Source organism: Streptomyces sp. WMMB 322 (genome assembly GCF_900090145.1).
Taxonomy (GTDB): Bacteria; Actinomycetota; Actinomycetes; order Streptomycetales; family Streptomycetaceae; genus Streptomyces.
Map to the genome: position 1 here is coordinate 61,178 of NZ_FMHI01000008.1, position 17,489 is coordinate 78,666.

Annotated in this window: 13 protein-coding genes; 12 read left to right on the forward strand and 1 reads right to left on the reverse strand. The window is 71.5% G+C overall.

Annotation, left to right across the window (positions count from 1 at the left end; genetic code table 11):
• Window position 1 precedes the first annotated feature (1 nt).
• The 12 genes from H180DRAFT_RS29510 (at window position 2) to H180DRAFT_RS14865 (ending at window position 15,666) form a co-directional block, all read left to right on the forward strand.
• The gene (locus H180DRAFT_RS29510; RefSeq protein WP_139151390.1) at window positions 2–346 is read left to right on the forward strand and encodes a hypothetical protein; all 345 of its coding nucleotides are present in this window, start codon (window positions 2–4) and stop codon (window positions 344–346) included.
• A gap of 947 nt (window positions 347–1,293) precedes the next feature.
• Window positions 1,294–3,717, forward strand: coding sequence for a PQQ-dependent sugar dehydrogenase (locus H180DRAFT_RS14815; RefSeq protein WP_055486688.1), 2,424 nt, complete (start codon window positions 1,294–1,296; stop codon window positions 3,715–3,717).
• Window positions 3,718–3,731: 14 nt separating this feature from the next.
• Window positions 3,732–5,159 (forward strand): ThuA domain-containing protein, encoded by a 1,428-nt coding sequence (locus H180DRAFT_RS14820; RefSeq protein ID WP_079100123.1) that lies wholly within the window; start codon window positions 3,732–3,734, stop codon window positions 5,157–5,159.
• A gap of 547 nt (window positions 5,160–5,706) precedes the next feature.
• On the forward strand, window positions 5,707–6,918 hold the full coding sequence (locus H180DRAFT_RS14825; RefSeq protein ID WP_055486536.1) for an inositol-3-phosphate synthase: 1,212 nt from the start codon (window positions 5,707–5,709) through the stop codon (window positions 6,916–6,918).
• Window positions 6,915–7,970 (forward strand): SCO3242 family prenyltransferase, encoded by a 1,056-nt coding sequence (locus H180DRAFT_RS14830; RefSeq protein WP_079100124.1) that lies wholly within the window; start codon window positions 6,915–6,917, stop codon window positions 7,968–7,970. Before H180DRAFT_RS14825 ends, H180DRAFT_RS14830 begins: the two co-directional genes overlap by 4 nt.
• The gene (locus tag H180DRAFT_RS14835; protein ID WP_079100125.1) at window positions 7,967–8,956 is read left to right on the forward strand and encodes a sugar phosphate isomerase/epimerase family protein; all 990 of its coding nucleotides are present in this window, start codon (window positions 7,967–7,969) and stop codon (window positions 8,954–8,956) included. The genes H180DRAFT_RS14830 and H180DRAFT_RS14835 overlap by 4 nt, the downstream gene beginning before the upstream one ends.
• Window positions 8,950–9,720 carry an EboA domain-containing protein gene (locus H180DRAFT_RS14840; RefSeq protein WP_175437773.1) on the forward strand — a complete coding sequence of 257 codons (771 nt, stop codon included), beginning with the start codon at window positions 8,950–8,952 and terminating at the stop codon, window positions 9,718–9,720. Before H180DRAFT_RS14835 ends, H180DRAFT_RS14840 begins: the two co-directional genes overlap by 7 nt.
• The gene (locus H180DRAFT_RS14845; RefSeq protein WP_055486538.1) at window positions 9,720–10,574 is read left to right on the forward strand and encodes a TatD family hydrolase; all 855 of its coding nucleotides are present in this window, start codon (window positions 9,720–9,722) and stop codon (window positions 10,572–10,574) included. The genes H180DRAFT_RS14840 and H180DRAFT_RS14845 overlap by 1 nt, the downstream gene beginning before the upstream one ends.
• A gap of 13 nt (window positions 10,575–10,587) precedes the next feature.
• Complete coding sequence (eboE, locus tag H180DRAFT_RS14850; RefSeq protein WP_055486539.1) at window positions 10,588–11,766, forward strand: metabolite traffic protein EboE; 1,179 nt, start codon at window positions 10,588–10,590, stop codon at window positions 11,764–11,766.
• Window positions 11,763–13,205, forward strand: a complete 1,443-nt coding sequence (locus tag H180DRAFT_RS14855; protein WP_055486540.1) for an alkaline phosphatase family protein — start codon at window positions 11,763–11,765, stop codon at window positions 13,203–13,205. The genes eboE and H180DRAFT_RS14855 overlap by 4 nt, the downstream gene beginning before the upstream one ends.
• Window positions 13,202–14,242 (forward strand): sugar phosphate isomerase/epimerase family protein, encoded by a 1,041-nt coding sequence (locus tag H180DRAFT_RS14860; protein WP_055486541.1) that lies wholly within the window; start codon window positions 13,202–13,204, stop codon window positions 14,240–14,242. Before H180DRAFT_RS14855 ends, H180DRAFT_RS14860 begins: the two co-directional genes overlap by 4 nt.
• Before the next feature lie 284 nt (window positions 14,243–14,526).
• Window positions 14,527–15,666, forward strand: coding sequence for a methyltransferase domain-containing protein (locus H180DRAFT_RS14865; protein WP_055486542.1), 1,140 nt, complete (start codon window positions 14,527–14,529; stop codon window positions 15,664–15,666).
• A 176-nt stretch (window positions 15,667–15,842) separates the two neighbouring features.
• Here H180DRAFT_RS14865 and H180DRAFT_RS14870 read toward each other — a convergent pair whose 3' ends face one another.
• Window positions 15,843–17,225, reverse strand: a complete 1,383-nt coding sequence (locus tag H180DRAFT_RS14870; RefSeq protein WP_055486692.1) for an OFA family MFS transporter — start codon at window positions 17,223–17,225, stop codon at window positions 15,843–15,845.
• Window positions 17,226–17,489: the final 264 nt, after the last annotated feature.

A 17,489-nucleotide genomic window follows, 5' to 3' on the forward strand; every position in this document is an offset into this window, starting at 1 on the left:
GATGAGGGATCGGTTGCAGGCCTTCGTTACTGAGATCCTTCGTGATGCAGAAGACGACTGGATTATGGTAGATAGTGTCATCGCGTATGGATGGGAAGCAGGTGGTCAGGAAGGTGATGACCCTCGTGAGGTTACAGTCGAGCTGATCCGTTTCCTCCTGGAGGAGGGTTTGATGCGGGTCGGTGATCTCGGCGAAAGTGGGTTCGAGGCTTGGACATGTTCTGTGGACGAATCGGTCAGGAAATTCGTCGACGGTTGTGAGGCCTACGACTGGGAACCGCAGGGGGCACTTTGGTGGCTTGAAATCACCAACAAGGGCAGAGAACGGATTGATCGATCGGCGTGATTCTTCTGGCGTTGTTGCAGTGCTGACCACGTCGCATAGTGGTTCATGAAGGAACCTCAATCCCGCCTCCGCACTAAGGGAAATATGGACCAAGCGGCCTTGAGGTCATGAGCGGTAGGATCTGCTTCTTCGTTGACTCACTAACGTGGCGGGGTTGGGGGCGGCGATGGCAACGAATTCGATGCTGCTGGAACTCTGTGAACCCGGGCAGCTTCCTGGTGTGCGTTGTCCTTTCTGTATTCGCTCTGCGGGAGCTTCTTTGAGGCCTCGATGGCTCCTGGAAGCGCCAGGTCTGGTGTGCCCTGTTGCGGTGTACTGAGTTGCTTTCAGGCTGGATGCATGGGAGTCCTGCCTTGCGCACCGGCTCCCTGAACTCCTCTCCGGTCACGCAGCGTTACGCCCGCCGATCGCCATCCGCGCCCCTGCGCCGATCGCCGGGGCGGCCTGTGGCCGTGACTCGGCCCCTGGTCCGAGCGGGCGCCGGGCCCCGTGTCAGCCCGACCCCGGAGCCTTGCCGCAGCCGCCACCCGCCCGCCCGCCCCCAGTCGCTCACACTTTGTCCACATCGTGGATGAAGCCAACTTATCCGTTGCCAAAGGGGTTTCCGAATGGGACGAAGATGGCTACCGTCCTGTGGTGCAACGGACATGAGCCGCGTTCCCCCTCGTAGTTCGTACGGCTCCCGCACCTTCCCGTAAGCCCCGACTCCCGACGCACCACCGCACCACGGTCCTGCCAGGACAACCACCATGCGGCGCGACGGCGCGCGCCTGTGCCAGCTCAAGCGGTCAACGACACCCACGTCACCAACCGTTCTCCCTCTCAGGAGTAGTCGCGTGCACAGGATCACCCGTTCTTCATTCCTGCCCTCCGGACCAAACAGACACCCACGGCAGCGCCACTCGCCGCCCCGCCCCCGGCGGCGGCGCAGCGCGTTCCGCTCCCGCATCGCCGTTCTTCTCTCGGGCGTGCTGGTCGCCGGCGGCCTCACACTCGGCGCCGCACCGGCCTCGGCGGCACCGCCCCGCGGTGCGGACGCCAAGCCCGAGGCCGCCGACTTCCAACAGGTCACTCTCGCGAAGGGAGTTGCCGAGACCGGTGAGCCGATGACGTTCACGGTGCTGCCGGACCGGTCCGTGCTGCACACCTCGCGCGACGGCACGCTGCGCCTCACCGACGCGGGGGGCTCCACGAAGGTGGCCGGGCAGATCCCCGTCTACAGCCACGACGAGGAAGGGCTCCAAGGCATAGGCGCCGACCCGGACTTCGCCGACAACCGCTTCGTCTACCTCTACTACGCGCCGCCCCTGAACACCCCCGAGGGCGACGTTCCCGAGACGGGCAACCCGGACGACTTCAAGCCCTTCGAAGGTGTCAACCGGCTCTCCCGCTACGTGCTGTCCGAGGACGGCACCCTCGACATGGACAGCGAGAAGACGATCCTCGAGGTCCCCGCCAGCCGTGGCCTGTGCTGCCACGTCGGCGGCGACATCGCCTTCGACAACGACGGCAACCTGCTGCTGTCCACCGGCGACGACACCAACCCGTTCCAGTCCGACGGCTACACCCCGATCGACGAACGGGCCGACCGAAACCCGGCGTTCGACGCGCAGCGCAGCTCCGGCAACACCAACGACCTGCGCGGCAAGATCCTCCGCATCAAGGTGAAGGACGACGGCTCCTACGACATCCCGGAGGGCAACCTCTTCGAGCCGGGCACCGGGAAGACACGCCCCGAGATCTACGCGATGGGCTTCCGCAACCCGTTCCGCATGAGCGTCGACAAGCCCACGGGCATCGTCTACGTCGGCGACTACGGTCCCGACGCCGGCACCGCCGACCCGGCCCGTGGTCCCGCAGGGCAGGTGGAGTTCGCGCGCGTCACCGAGGCGGGGAACTACGGCTGGCCGTACTGCACCGGCGACAACGACGCCTTCACCGACTACGACTTCGGCACCGGCGAGTCCGGCGAGAAGTTCGACTGCGACGCCCCGAAGAACGACTCGCCCAACAACACCGGCCTCACCGAGCTGCCGCCGGCGCAGGCGGCCTGGATTCCCTACGACGGCGCGTCCGTGCCGGAGTTCGGTGACGGTTCCGAGTCGCCCATGGGCGGCCCCGTCTACCGCTACGACAAGAACCTCGACTCGGATGTGAAGTTCCCGAAGGAGTACGACGGTGACTTCTTCGCCGGCGAGTTCGGGCGGCAGTGGCTCAAGCGGATCGAGCAGAAGAAGGACGGCACCGTCACCTCCATCAACGACTTCCCCTGGGCGGGGACGCAGGTGATGGACATGGAGTTCGGTCCGGACGGAGCGCTGTACGTGCTCGACTACGGCACCGGCTTCTTCAACGGCGACGAGAACTCGGCGGTGTACCGCATCGAGAACGCCACCGACGGCCACAGTCCCGTCGCGGAGGCCACGTCGGACAGGACCAGCGGACAGGCGCCGCTGGAGGTCGCGTTCTCCTCCGAGGGCAGCAGCGACGCCGACGGGGACGAGCTCAGCTTCAGCTGGGACTTCGGTGACGGCGGGACCTCCGACGAGGCGAACCCGACGCACACCTACACCGAGAACGGCACGTACTCCGCGACGGTGACAGCCACCGACCCCGGCGGCCGCACCGGAAGCGCGAGCGTCATCGTCACCGTGGGGAACACCGCGCCCACCGTGACGCTGCAACTGCCCGCCGACGGCCAGCCGTTCGGCTTCGGTGACGAGGTGCCCTTCAAGGTCGAGGTGACCGACCCGGAGGACGGCGAGATCGACTGCTCCAAGGTCGAGGTCAGTTACGTGCTCGGCCACGACAGCCACGGCCATCCGATCACCTCGGCCAAGGGCTGCTCCGGCACCATCAAGACCAGCGCGGACGGCGAACACGACCCGAACGCCGACATCTTCGGGGTCTTCGACGCGAAGTACACCGACGGCGGAGGCGGCGGCCAGGACCCCCTGACCGGCCACGACCAGAGCATCCTCCAGCCGGAGCACCGGCAGGCCGAGCACTTCACCTCCTCGGCCGACGGCGTGACCGTCGCCGATGCGGAAGGCGCCGAAGGCGGACGTGCCGTGACCGGAGTGGAGAACGGCCAGTGGATCGCCTTCGACCCGTATGTCACCGAGCACGTCACCGAGTTGTCCGCCCGCGTCAAGAGCGGCGGCAGCGAGGGTGGCGCCGTCGAGGTACGGGCGGGAGCGCCGGACGGCACCCTGCTCGGCACCGCAGAGGCCGGTACCGGAGACGGCTGGCGGGATGTGACCACCGCCGTCGAGAACGCACCGCAGGGCACCGGGAAGCTCTTCCTGGTCTTCAAGGGCGGCGCGGGCGAGCTGTTCGACCTGGACAGCTTCAAGGTCACCACCGGTTGAGAGGAGGAGAGCAGATGACACGAACACGAACACGAACACGCAGGTCACGCGGAACGCCCGGAACCGGCGGACCTCGCACCGCTCGTGCCGCCGTCACCGCGGCCTCGGCGCTGCTGCTGGCCGCGTCGGCAGCGGTGCCGGTGCAGGCTGCGGCGCCGCAGAAACCGCCGCGCGACGGCGAATCCGTGCTGGTCTTCTCCCGCACGGCCGGCTTCCGGCACGACTCCATACCCGACGGGATCGAGGCGCTGCGGAACCTCGGTGAACAGCACGGCTTCACGGTCGACGCCACGGAGGACGCGCGCGTCTTCACCCCGGGACGCCTCGCCGCCTACGACGCGGTGGTCTTCCTCTCCACGACGGGCGACGTACTCGACAAGTCACAACAGGCCGCGTTCGAGGGCTACATAGCGGACGGAGGAGGTTACGTCGGCGTGCACGCCGCGGCCGACACGGAGTACGACTGGCCGTGGTACGGGGGGCTCGTGGGCGCGTGGTTCGACTCGCACCCGCACATCCAGCCGGCCACGGTCGACGTCGAGGACAGGGGCAACCCCGCCACCGCCCATCTGGGCACCGCCTGGGAGCGCACCGACGAGTGGTACAACTACCGCTCCAACCCGCGTGAGGACGTCCACGTCCTCGCGGCCCTCGACGAGGGCTCGTACACGGGCGGCAACATGGGCGGCGACCATCCCATCGCCTGGTGTCACGAGTACGGCGGCGGCCGGGCCTTCTACACCGGTGGCGGGCACACCAAGGAGTCCTACGCGGACGACGCCTTCCGCACGCATCTGCTGGGCGGCGTGCGGTGGGCGACCGGCGCCGCGCAGGCCGACTGCCGTCCGGAGAACGGCTACAGGGCCCTCTACGACAGCGGCACCGGGCTGGGTGAGTGGAAGCAGGCCGGGCCGGGCCACTTCGAGGAGAGCGACGACGGAACCCTCAACACCGTCGGCGGAATGGGCTTGTTGTGGCACGGAACCGAGCTGAAGGGCAGCTATTCCCTGAAGTTCGACTGGAAGATGGCCGGCGACGACAACTCCGGTGTCTTCGTGGGCTTCCCGGCCTCCGACGACCCGTGGTCCGCGGTCGACAACGGCTACGAGATCCAGATCGACGCGACGGACGTGCCGGAGAAGACGACCGGTTCGGTCTACGGATTCCAGTCGGCCGACCTGGAGGCCCGTGACGCGGCGCTCAACCCGCCGGGGGAGTGGAACACCTACGAGATCCGCGTCGAGGGCGAACGCCTCCAGGTATGGCTCAACGGCACCCGCATCAACGACTTCACCAACACCGATCCGGCCCGCAGTCTCACCGACGGCCACATCGGCCTGCAGAACCACGGTGACGACGACGAAGTGGCCTTCCGCGACATCAGGCTGCGCCCACTGGAGCCCGCGGCGGGCGGCACAAGCCGGCAGGGAGGACGGCACTGAGCCGGGGGCCCGGCCGCGCCCCGCCGCCCGGCGGGCGGGGCCGCGCCCGAAGGTGACCCCTACGTGAACCGCTGTCCGGCACACGCCGGATGACGGACCGCAGCCGGCGGTCCGTCGACACGGTGTCCACCGGTCCGAGGGGGGCCGCGGACACCGGCAGGCGGCGGGCGAGGAGAACGCCGACTCCTCCCCGCCGCCCCAGCCGTGAGCGGTGCGGCACCCGGCCCGGGAGCCGCACCGGGCACATCACCCAACGACCCGAACCAACCACCCGAACCCAACGACGCGACCGACACAACCGACCCGACCCGAACCGACCCGACCCGGAACGGCACCGGTACGGCCGCGGCAACGGGTCCGGGCTCCGCCCGGCCGGGTCCGACGACGGTTCCCGTCCGTGCGGGCGGCACGGTCCCGGGCGTGCAGCTCCGGTGCAGCTCCGTGCAACTCCGGGGCCGCGCAACCCTGTTCGGCACCCCCTCACCGCGACACCGCTACACCGCGAGACCCGGTCCACCCGTACACCCCCTCACAGCGGAGGCAGGCCGTGACCGAAGACAACCCGACCCAGTCCGACGCCACCCCGGACGGCGCGCGCACCGGTGTGTGGCTCATCGGAGCGCGCGGCTCCGTCGCCACGACGGCGGTCGCGGGCTGCGCCGCTCTCGCCTCCGGAATGCACCCGCCCACCGGCATGGTCACCGAGACCGACGCCTTCGCCGGAAGCGGGCTGCCCCCGCTGGGACAGCTGGTCTTCGGCGGCCACGACACCGCCTCGTGCCCGCTGCCCAAGCGTGCCGAACATCTCGTCGCGGGCGGGGTCCTCCCGCACGGCCTCCCCGCGGCCGTGTACGACGGGCTCGCCGCAGCCGACGCCTGTATACGTCCCGGCGGCCCCCTCCCCGGAGGTTCCCTCTCCGGCGGCCCCCTCCCCGGAGGTTCCCTCCGGCCCTCCGGGGCCGAGGGGGAGGACCCGCGCGAGGAGGACGAACTGATCGACGCCTTCGCCGCCGACATCACGGCCTTCACCCGCGACAACGCCCTCGCCCGCACAATCGTCGTCAACGTGGCCTCCACGGAGGGCAGTTGCCGCGGCGACGACGCTGCGATGCCGCCCAGCTCCCGCTACGCGGCCGCCGCGCTCCGCGCAGGCTGCCCGTATGTGAACTTCACGCCGTCCACGGGCCTGCACCATCCACGGCTGCGCGGGGAAGCCGGCCGCCGCGGGCTTCCCCACGCGGGCCGCGACGGCAAGACCGGCCAGACGCTGCTGCGTTCCGTGCTCGCGCCGATGTTCGCGCAGCGCGCGCTGCCGGTGCGCGCCTGGTCGGGAACCAACCTTCTCGGCGGGGGCGACGGCTCCGCCCTGGCCGACCCCGGCGCCGCCGCCGCCAAGAACGCCGGCAAGGAGCGCGTTCTCGCCGACAACCTGGGCGGACTGCCGGAGGGGCAGCTGCACATCGACGACGTCCCGGCGCTGGGGGACTGGAAGACGGCGTGGGACCACGTCGCCTTCGACGGCTTCCTCGGCTCCCGCATGATCCTCCAGACCGTCTGGCAGGGCTGCGACTCGGCGCTCGCGGCGCCCCTCGTGCTCGACCTCGCACGCATCGTCGCGCGCGCCCACGAGGCCGGCATCGAGGGAGCGGTGGACGGACTCGGGTTCTACTTCAAGGACCCCGACAGCGGCCCCGCCGATCTGCCGGGTCAGTGGCACGAACTGCTGGCCCTGGCCGGCCGGTTGCGGGCGGCCGCATGAGCGGCGAGTGCAGGACGCGCGGTCACGCGACGGACGGCCACGCGACGGGCGGTCACATGACGGGCCGTCGCGCAAGGAGGTGGGGGACGCCGTCCGCGCGCGGCGGCTCCGCCGCTGCCGCCTGGGCCGAACTGCTGCGCGTGTCGGCCCTGTTCACGGTGCCCGGCGACGCGATCGCGGGCGCCGCGGCAGCCGGCCACCGGCCCAACCGCGGTACGGCCCTGGCGGCCGGCTCGTCGCTGTGCCTGTACGAGGCCGGCATGGCCCTCAACGACTACTCGGACCGGCACATCGACGCTGTCGAACGCCCCGGGCGCCCGCTTCCGTCCGGACGCATCACCCCGGCACGGGCACTGGCGGCCGCAGCGGCGCTGACGGCCGCGGGAGTGGGCCTGGCCGCAGCGGCGGGCCGCCCGGCGCTGCTGACCGCCACCGCGCTCGCCGGCACGGTCTGGGCCTACGACCTGCGGCTCAAGCACACGCCGTTCGGCCCGGCGGCGATGTCGGCCGCCCGCGGCCTCGACCTCGTCATGGGCGCGGCGGCGACCGTGCCCGCCACCGCGGCCCCCGCCGTGCCCACCACCGTACCCCCCACCGCACGGCCCACCGCGCACCCCGGCACGCGAGGACGCAGGGGCGAGGTGCTGCGGGCCGCCGGACTGCTCGCAGCCCACACCTTCGCCGTGACCGCTCTCTCGCGCCGGGAGACGCTCGGCGCGTCACCGGCGGTGCCCCTCGCCGCGCTGGGCGCCGTCGGAGCGGTCGCCGCTGTCGCCGGCGGAGCCCCCGGGCCGGCGAGCGGCAGGACGACGGGCCGGGCCCGTGCCGTGATGGCCGCGGCCTACGCGGCCACCGCCGCCCGCCCCCTGGCCCATGCCGTCCTCAACCCCTCGCCGCCGCTGCTCCAGCGCGCCGTCGGAGGAGGGATACGCGCCACGATCCCGCTCCAGGCGGCGCTGGGCGCGCGTGCGGGGCGGCCCGGTCCGGCGGCCCTGGTGCTCGCGCTGCTGCCGTCGGCCGCGCGGCTCTCACGGAAGGTCAGCCCCACATGACCGGGACCGCAGGAGCCGGGACCGGGACAGCAACCGGGACCGCCCGGCAGCAGCGAAGCTCCGGCCTGCGCTACGCGTACGGCACCAACGGCCTCGCCGACCTGAGGCTCGCCGACGCCCTCGCTCTCCTCGCGGACCTCGGCTACGACGGCGTGGGACTCACGCTCGACCACATGCATCTCGATCCGCTCGCACCGGACCTGGCGCGGCGGACGGCCACCGTGGGCAGGACGCTGGGGCGGCACGGGCTGTCCGCGACCGTGGAGACCGGGGCCCGCTACGTGCTCGACCCGCGCCGCAAGCACCACCCCACCCTCCTGGACCCCGATCCCGAAGCGCGGGCCGCGCGCCTGGAGTTGCTGCTGAAGGCCGTGCGCGTCACCGCCGATCTCGGCGCGCACGCCCTGCACTTCTTCAGCGGCACACTGCCGGACGGCGTGGACGCGCACACCGGCTGGCCCCGCTTCGTGGACGGCGTCGGCGCGCTGCTCGCGGCAGCGCAGGCCGCGGGCGTGGCACTGGCGGTCGAGCCCGAACCGGGGCATCTGCTGGGCGACTTGGCGGCGTTCCACCGGCTGCGCTCCAGCCTCGGCGAGCCAGAAGGCCTCGGCCTGACGCTGGACGTCGGGCACTGCCTGTGCCTGGAGCCCGAGCCGCCGCACGAGTGCGTGCGGGCCGCGGCGCCCTGGCTGAGGCATGTGCAGATCGAGGACATGCGGCGCGGCGTGCACGAACATCTCCCGTTCGGCGAAGGCGAGATGGACGTGCCGCCGGTTCTCGCCGCGCTGCGCGAGGCGCGCTACGGGGGGCTCGTCACCGTCGAACTGCCCCGCCACTCGCACGCCGGGCCCGACTGCGCCCGCGACGCCCTCCGCTTCCTCCGGCGGGCCGAGGCCCGTGCGGCCAGCAGCGGCGGCGCGGCCGGCCCCGGGGGAGCGGCGGAACGGCCGCTGCCCGAGACGGAGAGAGGAGCAGCACCATGCTGAACCCCCGCGTCCCTCACGACCCCCCTCCCCCCGCCCCGCCCCGGCTTCCCGACGCGCACGGACATCCCACGCTCCAGGACATCCGGGTGCGGCTGGAGCACCACCTGGACGCCGACGGGCGCGCATGGCTGGCAGAAGCGCTCTCCGAGGCAGCCCAGGCAGCCGAGGCAGCCGAGGCACCGGCCGAGACGGGGCACGCCCCCGGGAACGCCGCCTGGGAGCTGCACTTCGCCTCCGCAGGGCGCCATTGCGGACGCACCGCCGCAGGTGACGCCCGCATCCTCCTCCTGCACGCGGCGGACGCCGGCACGGACACCCTCACCCGTCTGTACCGGCAGGGCACCGCAACCGAACGCGCCGCCGTGCTGCGCGCGTTGCCCCTGCTGCCCGCGGGTGCCGCCCCGGAGGCGCTGCCGCTGGTCGAGGACGCGCTGCGCGCCAACGACACGACCCTCGTGGCCGCCGCCGTCGGCCCGTACGCGGCAGCACATCTCGACCCGCACGGCTGGCGGCACGCGGTGCTGAAGTGCCTGTTCACCTCGGTTCCCCTCGACGCGGTCGCCGGCCTGGCGCGCCGAGCACGCGGCGACGCCGAACTGGCCCGGATGCTCGGCGACTTCGCCCATGAACGCACCGCCGCCGGCCGCCCCGTACCGGCGGATGTGCACCGCGCCCTCGGCCTGACGGGCCCCCCGGGCGGATGCCCGCCCGCCGCCGGAGCACCGGAGGACCACGCCCCCGCGCACCCGCCCGAGGAGATCTGATGCGCATCTTCGACCCGCACATCCACATGACCTCGCGGACCACCGACGACTACACCGCCATGTACGAGGCGGGCGTGCGCGCCCTCGTCGAACCGTCCTTCTGGCTGGGCCAGCCCCGCACGTCGCCCCGGTCCTTCTACGACTACTTCGACTCCCTCCTGGGCTGGGAGCCCTTCCGGGCCGCCCAGCACGGCATCGCCCACCACTGCACCATCGCCCTCAACCCCAAGGAGGCCGGCGACCCCCGCTGCGTGCCCGTCCTCGACGAACTGCCCCGCTACCTCGTCAAGGACGGCGTCGTCGCCGTGGGCGAGATCGGCTACGACTCGATGACACCGGCCGAGGACACCGCGCTCGCCGCCCAGCTCCAACTCGCCGCCGACCACGGCCTGCCCGCCCTCGTGCACACCCCGCACCGCGACAAGGCCGCGGGCCTGCGGCGCACGCTCGACGTGCTCGGCGAGTCCGATCTGCCGCCGGAGCGTGTCGTGCTCGACCACCTCAACGAGGCGACGGTGGACGAAGCGGCCTCGTCCGGCTGCTGGATGGGCTTCTCCATCTACCCCGACACCAAGATGGACGAGATCCGCATGGTGCGGCTGCTGCGACTGCACGGCACGGACCGTGTCCTGGTCAACTCCGCTGCCGACTGGGGCCGCAGCGATCCGCTCAAGACCCGCGCCGTGGGCGACGCCATGCTCGACGCCGGCTTCGGCGACGACGAGGTCGACAAGGTGCTGTGGCGCAACCCCGTCGCCTTCTACGGGCAGAGCGGCCGGCTCGACCTGGAGACCGCCGCCGGCTGCGGACCGGCCACGCACGAAGGCAACTCCATTCTTCGCGGCGGGAATTGAGAGGCGGACTGCCATGCGCTTCAGACACCCCGACGGCTCGACCGTCCACCTCGCCTACTGCACCAACGTGCACGCCGCCGAGGACCTCGACGGCGTGCTGGACCAGCTGCGCGAACACGCCGAACCCGTGCGCCGCCGCCTGCACCGCGACCGCCTCGGCATCGGCCTGTGGCTGGCCCACGACGCCGTACGCAGACTCACCGCCGACCCCTCGGCCGTCCGGGCGCTGCGCGCCGAACTCGACCACCGCGGCCTCGAAGTCGTCACCCTCAACGGATTCCCCTACCAGGGGTTCGGCGCCGAACGGGTCAAGTACCGCGTCTACAGGCCCGACTGGACCGAACCCGAACGGCTGGAGCACACCACCGAACTGGCCCGGCTCCTGACCGTGCTGCTCCCCGAGGACGCCGACGCAGGCACCGTCTCGACCCTGCCGCTGGCCTGGCGCGAGGGGTTCACACCCGAGCGGCGCCGCGCTGCCCTCTCCGCCCTCGGCAAGCTTGCCGCGCGCCTCGACGCGCTGGAGGAGACGACCGGACGCAGCATCCGCGTCGGCCTCGAACCCGAGCCGGGCTGCACCGTGGAGACCACGGCAGACGCGCTGGAGGTGCTCGGCGGCGCGGACGGACCGCCCGCGCACCGCATCGGCGTGTGCGTCGACACCTGCCATCTGGCCACCCAGTTCGAGGAGCCCGGCCGTGCGCTGGACGCCCTCACCGAAGCGCGCGTGCCGGTCGTCAAGAGCCAGCTCTCCGCCGCGCTGCACGCCCAGCATCCGGATGCCGAGGGGGCGTTGGCGGCACTCGGCGCCTTCGACGAACCCCGCTTCCTCCACCAGACCCGCGCCCTGACCCCCACCGGGGTGCGCGGCACCGACGACCTCGGCGAGGCCCTGCGCGACGGAGCCCTGCCGCAGTCCGTCCCCTGGCGTTCGCACTTCCACGTGCCGCTGCACGCGCCGCCCCAGCCGCCGCTGACCTCCACCCTCGACGTGCTGGAGGCCGCCCTGGCCCGGCTCGTCGGCGGCGCCGTCCCGCTGACACACCACCTCGAGGTGGAGACCTACACCTGGCAGGCCCTCCCGCACGGCCTGCGGCCGCGCAGCCGCGCCCAGCTGGCGGACGGGATCGCCGCCGAACTCGACGCGGCACGGGAGATGCTCACCGCCCTCGGCCTGAAGGAGCTGCCGTGAACGAGCCCCGGCAGGACCAGCAGTCGCCCCGCCCCCGGGGGTCCGGCCAGGCACCGACTCCGCTGCTCGTCCTGGACGTCGTCGGCCTGACCCCGCAACTCCTCGCCCACATGCCGCGGTTGAAGTCCCTGGCCGGCGAGGGCAGCTACCGGCCGCTGGGCACGGTGCTGCCGGCGGTCACCTGCGCCGCGCAGTCCACGTTCCTCACGGGCCTCACCCCGCAGGAGCACGGAATCGTCGGCAACGGCTGGTACTTCCGCGAACTTGGCGAGGTACTGCTGTGGCGCCAGCACAACGCTCTGGTCTCCGGCGAGCGACTGTGGGAAGCCGCCCGCGCCCTGCACCCCGGCTACACCGTCGCCAACGTCTGCTGGTGGTACGCCATGGGAGCCGGCACCGACTGGACCGTCACCCCGCGCCCCGTCTACTACGCCGACGGACGCAAGGAGCCCGACTGCTACACCCGGCCGCCGGAACTCCATGACGAACTCACCGACGCCCTCGGCACGTTCCCCCTCTTCCACTTCTGGGGCCCCGGAGCGGACCTGGTCTCCTCGCGCTGGATCGTCGAGGCGACCCGGCACCTGCTGCGCACCCGCCGGCCCGATCTCGCCCTGGCTTACGTCCCGCACCTCGACTACGACCTTCAGCGCTACGGTCCCGACGACCCCCGCTCCCACCGCGCCGCCGCCGAACTCGACGCCGTCCTCGCCCCGTTGCTGGACGATGCGGACGCCGAGGGACGCACCGTCGTCGCGCTCTCCGAATACGGAATCACACGCGTCGACCGCACCGTCGACATCAACCGTGCGCTGCGCCGCGCGGGTCTGCTCGAAGTGCACGCCCAGGACGGCATGGAGTACCTGGACCCCACCACCTCGCGTGCCTTCGCCGTCGTCGACCATCAGCTCGCCCACGTCTACGTCCGCGACCCCGCCGCCGACCTGGAGGCGGCCCGCGAGGTGGTGGAGTCCCTGGACGGCGTCGCCGAACTCCTCGACGAGCGCGGCAAGAAGGCGCACCACCTGGACCATCCCCGCTCCGGTGAACTCGTCGCCGTCGCCGAGCCCCGCGCCTGGTTCACCTACTACTACTGGCTCGACGACGCCCGCGCCCCCGACTTCGCCCGGCTTGTCGAGATCCACCGCAAGCCGGGCTACGACCCCGCCGAGCTGTTCATGGACCCGCTCGACCCGTACGTGCGAGTGCGCGCCGCGACGGCGCTCGCCCGCAAGAAGACCGGCATGCGCTACCGCATGGCGGTCGTGCCCCTCGACCCCTCACCGGTGCGCGGCAGCCACGGCCGGCTTCCCGGACGCAGCGACGAAGGCCCCGTCTTCATCTGCTCACGCCCCGGCGTGGCGGAGGGTACCGGTCCGCTGCCCGCCACCGACGTCAAGTCCCTGCTCGTCAACCTCGCTCTGGGAGAGCCCACATGAGACGTCCGACGAACACCCCCGACCCCGAACTGTCCCGCCGGCTGCGCCGCCGCGGCTTCCTCGGCGTCGCCGCAGGCGCCGCCGCAGCCTCCCTCCTGGGCACGGGCGCCGGAACGGCACACGCCGCCGGCGGAACCGAGGCGGCGGCGCACGGCCGCTGCGGCCCGCTGGTGCCCAAGGGCCGCCTGGGCATCCAGCTCTACACCCTGCGCGACAAGGTCGCCTCGCTCGGCTTCGCCGCCGTCTTCGAGGAGCTGTCCCGCTACGGCTACGAGCAGGTCGAGTTCGCCGGCTACAGCCAGGGGACCGGGGAGATCTCCCTCGCCGAACTGCGCAAGCTGCTGCGGGAGTACGGGCTGCGCGGCATCGGCAGCCACGTCGGCTACTACTCCGGCAACCCGGACGACTACACCTTCGACACCCAGCTGGAGAAGGTCCTCGACGACGCCGCCGCGCTCGGTCTGCCCCATGTCGGCACCGCCGCGAGCCCCGACCGGTACGGGCGCACCGTCGACGCGTGGAAGCGCGCGGCGGAGGACTTCAACCGGTACGGGGCCGCCGCCCGCAGGCGCGGCCTGAAGTTCTACCAGCACAACCACCAGATGGAGTTCGGCTTCGCCGAGGACCGCCCCGACGTGCGCCTGTACGACGTGCTGCTCGCCGAGACCGACCCGGACCTGGTGTACCTGGAGATGGACATCTACTGGGCGTACGCCGGCCAGTACCGCTTCAGCGTCCGCCCGGACGGCACCCCGGCACCCTTCGAGCCCGTCGACTACGTCCTCGCGCAGCCGGAGCGCTACCCGCTCTTCCACGTCAAGGACGGCGAGCACGACGAGACGTCCGACGACGGCTACCGGATGGTGGACGTCGGCGACGGCGACATCGACTACCGGCGCTTCCTGACGGAGGTCGGCCGCTCGCCCGGCGGGAAGAGGCACAACTGGCTGGTGGAGCACGACCGGCCGGAGGACTCCCTCAGGACGGCGCGCCGCTCGGCGTCGTATCTGCGCTCGCTGCGCGGCAGTTCACGCTGAAACGTCCGACGGCACCGGGCCGCTTCCCCCTGTGCGGGTGGGGGAGGCGGCCCGCGGCGGTGTGCACACGTGCCGCGTGTCCCACACCCCCGCTGCCCGGGGATGGCCGAGATGACACTCGTCACGCTCCGCGCACGTCGATAAGGTTGTCCGTGACGGTCCGTCACGACTCCGGAGGTATCGGTGGGGAAGCACGGGGGGAAACCCGATCCGTCCGAAAGCGACGGCCACAAGCCTGAGAAACCCATTCCGCCGCCGCCTCCTCCGCCGAAGAAGGACTGACCGTGTCCGGCCCGGAGCAGCTGGCCGCGTACCTGCACGACGCCGGTCATCTCTCCGACGACTGGCTGGAGACTTTCCGCAAGGTCCGGCGGGAGGACTTCATCCCCCATCGCATCTGGGTCCGTACCGAAGCGGGTTACCAAGCCCTCACCCGCGGCGCCGATCACGCACGGTGGCTGCGGCTGGTGTACTCCGACACGGCGCTGGTCACCCAGGTCGAGGACGACGACGGCTCGAACATCGCGCTGGTGCCGACCAGTTCGTCGAGCATGCCGCGTGTGGTCGCCGGGATGCTCCGCGGTCTCCGGGCAGAGGAGGGGCACCGCGTCCTGGAGGCGGGCACCGGCACCGGATTCAACGCCGCCCTGCTGGCCCACCGGCTGGCCGACCACAACGTCACCACGATCGAGGCCGACCCCGAACTCGCCGACGCCGCCCGGGTCTCGCTCACGCGCGCCGGCCGTGCCCCGACGGTGGTCACCGGCGACGGTGCCGAGGGCTGGGCCGAAGGCGCCCCCTACGACCGGGTCATCGTCACCTACGCGCTGCACCACGTCCCGTACCGGCTCGTTCAACAGACCGCCCCGGGCGGCCAGTTGCTGCTGCCCTGGGGGACCGGCCTCTACAACGGCGTCCTGGCCAGGCTCACCGCCGGACCGGCGGGCGACGGCACCGCAAGCGGACCGGTCCTGGGCGACTGCGCGTTCATGTGGGACCGGGGCCAGGCCCCGCCTCAGCGGGACGTCATGGCCGCCGTGAGTCACCGGGACGACGCGGTCGCCGGCCGCACCGCGCTCGACCCCCGCCTGGTCCTTGGCGACGACGACGCGGCTTTCGCCGCCGGCGTCGCGGTGCCGGGCTGCCGGTACACCGTGGGCCACGGTGCCGCCGGGGAGTGGACGCTGTGGCTCGCCGACGCCGGCAGCGGATCGTGGGCCTCGCTCGACTTCCTTCCCGGCGCCGGGTCCTTCGACGTGCAGCAGCACGGGCCGCGCATGCTGTGGGACGAGGTCGCCGCCGCGTACACCTGGTGGCGGGAGGCGGGCAGCCCGCCGCGTACCCGTTTCGGGCTCACCGTTGGGCCGGACGGGCAGCACGTCTGGCTCGACACCCCCGACAACCCCGTGCCGGGCCGGGAATGACCGGGGGTGGGGGTGCTGCCGCCCCGCGAAGTCGTCCTGCCCGCACGGGAGTCGAGGCGGATGAAGGCGCAGCGGCGGGCGCACCGAGGCACGCGCCGACGGACAACTGCCGGGCCACCCGCGGGATGCGGGCGGCCCGGCAGTTGCCGGATCTGTCGTCCTCTGTCTCCTCTTCCTCACTCACCGCCGATCGGCTGCGGGTTGGGCTTGATGACCGACTTGCGGGGCCGCCCCGGCTGCGTCAGGAACAGCGCGACGACACCCGCGAACAGCGACGTGCTGCCGGCGAGCCAGAACGCGCCGCCGAAGCCCCACGAGCTCACGACCATCGAGCCCAGGCCCGCGCCGGCTATGCCGGACAGCAGCTTGGAGCTGTAGACCATGCCGTAGTTGGTGGCGTTGTTGTTCTCACCGAAGTAGTCCGCCGTCATCGCCGCGAACATCGGGAAGATCGCGCCGCCGCCGAAGCCGGAGATCATCGAGCAGAGCAGGAACAGCGGCATCGACTTCGCCTCGCCGGACAGCAGGATGCCGAACTGCGACAGCCCCAGTACGGCGCAGACGAAGATCAGGCACTGCTTGCGCCCGTAGCGGTCGGACAGCCAGCCGATGACGCCTCGGCCGGTGCCGTTGACGATGGCCTTCAGCGACATGGCGGTGGCGACGATGCCGCCCGCGAAACCCATTTCGTTGCCGAAGGGCACCTGGAAGGCGATACCGAAGATGTTCACGCCGGACGTGCACAGCAGACAGAACCACATCAGCGGCACCCGTCCGGTCTGGAACGCTTCCTTGGCGGAGTACTGCTTGACCGCGGGCGGGTTCATCTTCAGCGCGCGGCGTGCGCGCGGGTCGTCCGGCTCCTTGAGCGGGTCGACGTGCGCGGGCCACCAGTTCTTCGGTGGGTCCTTGAAGAAGGAGCCGGCGAACGCCACCACGGCCGCGAGGAAGATGCCGACGGAGATCAGCACCCAGCGGAAGTTGCCGACGTCCATGAAGCCGGTGAAGATGAACACGAACGGCACCGAGCCGTAGGCGAAACCGCCGTTGACGAAACCGGTCTTGCCGCCGCGGCGCTCCGGATACCACTTGCCGACCATGTTCACACAGGTCGCGTACACCGCTCCGGCGCCCATGCCACTGAAGACACTGAAGCCGATGTAGGCGAGGATGACGTTCGGCGAGTAGGCGAGTGCCAGGTAGCCGATGAAGGTGCCCAGGGCACCCCACATCATCGCCTGCCGTGCGGGGAAGCGGCCCGACTCGCGCAGCTTGCCCACCGGGAAGGCCACGCCTCCCTGGAAGAGGACCCAGATGCCCATCATCCAGAAGATGTGCGCGCTGTTCCAGCCGTGCGCGGTGTGGAGGGTCGACTCGGCGGACGCGAACGCGTATTCGGCCGACGAGATGCCCATCATTCCGACCCAGGGGAGGATGACCATCCAACGGCGGTGCCGCCCCATGATGTCGATGTCGGTCTCGCCTATCCGGTAGGTCCGACCGTTCTTGTCGGTCACCTCCCTGTACGGGAGGGCCGACGGTGCTTCCGTTGTTGTCATGTTCTGCACCCCTTGCGTGGAGAGAGTCTGGCCAGCGCCCCCTGTCCCGATCTCTTGCTCTGGTGCTGCGTCCTGCCTTTCAGCTCGTCCTGCGGGTGTGGGGACTCCGGCGGCCGCGGTTCCGCCGGAGCCCTGCCGGGGCTTCCCGCCGTAGCGGCGGAGGGAGGTGGATCCGCCCTCATGTGGGAAGCCCACGGCATCTGCGGCTCGTCAGTGGTGTCGCTGTTGTCGTCTCCTGTGCGGTGTCACACGCGGTGTCACGTG

Coding starts and splice junctions, on each gene's coding strand:
- H180DRAFT_RS29510 (WP_139151390.1), top strand. CDS start 2: ATGAGGGATCGGTTGCAGGCCTTCGTTACTGAGATCCTTCGTGATGCA.
- H180DRAFT_RS14820 (WP_079100123.1), top strand. CDS start 3,732: ATGACACGAACACGAACACGAACACGCAGGTCACGCGGAACGCCCGGA.
- H180DRAFT_RS14830 (WP_079100124.1), top strand. CDS start 6,915: ATGAGCGGCGAGTGCAGGACGCGCGGTCACGCGACGGACGGCCACGCG.
- H180DRAFT_RS14835 (WP_079100125.1), top strand. CDS start 7,967: ATGACCGGGACCGCAGGAGCCGGGACCGGGACAGCAACCGGGACCGCC.
- H180DRAFT_RS14840 (WP_175437773.1), top strand. CDS start 8,950: ATGCTGAACCCCCGCGTCCCTCACGACCCCCCTCCCCCCGCCCCGCCC.
- H180DRAFT_RS14845 (WP_055486538.1), top strand. CDS start 9,720: ATGCGCATCTTCGACCCGCACATCCACATGACCTCGCGGACCACCGAC.
- eboE (WP_055486539.1), top strand. CDS start 10,588: ATGCGCTTCAGACACCCCGACGGCTCGACCGTCCACCTCGCCTACTGC.
- H180DRAFT_RS14860 (WP_055486541.1), top strand. CDS start 13,202: ATGAGACGTCCGACGAACACCCCCGACCCCGAACTGTCCCGCCGGCTG.
- H180DRAFT_RS14870 (WP_055486692.1), bottom strand. CDS start 17,225: ATGACAACAACGGAAGCACCGTCGGCCCTCCCGTACAGGGAGGTGACC.